Genomic DNA, 1,269 nt, shown 5'->3' on the forward strand with positions numbered 1-1,269 from the left:
GGCTCTATATGATTTCGTATGGGTAAATTAGTTTTTCTACTTTTGCAAAATGGATTCATTACAATTATTTACATTAGCTTTAGGTTTAGAAAAACCTTGGCATATAACCAAAGTGGATTTAGACCCGAGTGGGTCTCAGTTGGACATCTATATTGATTTTGAGCGGGGCTCCAAGTTTTTGATGCCTGACGGTCATTACTATACGGCTTACGATAGCAGCAATCACACCTGGCAACATCTGAACTTTTTTCAGTACACCTGTTTTTTGCACGCCCGAGTTCCGCGTGTCAGACAATCCGACGGCAAAACGGAAGTTCAGCCGGTACCTTGGGCTCGCAAAGGCAGCGGTTTTACCCTGCTCTTTGAGGCTTTTTCAATGTTATTGATAGAGAAAGAGATGCCTGTAAGCAGCGTGGCTTCCACCCTGCGGGTTTACGCGCAACGCATTTGGGGAATATTTAACTATTGGGTGGAACGCGCGCATAAGAAAGATGTTCCCCGTAATCTGACCCAAATAGGATTTGACGAAACCTCACAGAAAAAGGGGCATAACTATATTACCCATTTAGTGGATTTAAACGAACGCCGGGTAGTTTACGCCTGTCAGGGAAAAGGTTCGGATTGTATTCAACAGAGCGTTGATTATCTGCAAGGAAAGGGAGTGGATGTCTCTCAAATACAGGATGTCTGCATAGACATGTCTCCGGCTTTTATATCCGGATGTATGGAGTATTTACCTGAAAGTGAGATAACATTTGATAAATTTCACGTGATCAAGGAAGTGAATAAGGCTATGGACGAACTCCGCAAACTGGAACGCGGAGGCAATGAATTGCTCAAAGGGCATAAATATACTTTCTTGAAGAAGAAACTAACCGATAAATTACAGACGGAAAGAGACTTGCTCTTGGAAATGTATCCTAAATTAGGACAAGGGTATTGGCTTAAGGAAATGTTTGAAGACTTTTGGCAGATAAAAGATCCCGAGGAGGCGGAAAGCTATCTGGCCTTTTGGTGTGATTTCGCCACAGAATCTAAAATACAGCCTTTTATCAAACTCGTAAACATCATTAAAGCGCATTGGCGGGGGATTGTGGAATACGTCAAAAGTAATATTTCAAATGGAATTTTAGAGGGAATAAATTCTAAAATTCAATTAGCCAAGAAAAGGGCAAGAGGATACAGAAATCCCAGAAACTTTATAAACATGATTTATTTTATCTGCGGAAAACTAAAATTCGATTACCCACAGTATTTCATATAGAACCA

Annotated in this window: 1 protein-coding gene; it reads left to right on the plus strand. The window is 40.8% G+C overall.

Annotation, left to right across the window (positions count from 1 at the left end; genetic code table 11):
• The first annotated feature begins 112 nt into the window (after positions 1 to 112).
• Positions 113 to 1,264, plus strand: coding sequence for an ISL3 family transposase (locus tag D7D25_RS17645; protein ID WP_255417386.1), 1,152 nt, complete (start codon positions 113 to 115; stop codon positions 1,262 to 1,264).
• Positions 1,265 to 1,269 lie beyond the last annotated feature (5 nt).

Source organism: Proteiniphilum sp. X52 (genome assembly GCF_003712195.1).
Taxonomy (GTDB): domain Bacteria; phylum Bacteroidota; class Bacteroidia; order Bacteroidales; family Dysgonomonadaceae; genus Proteiniphilum.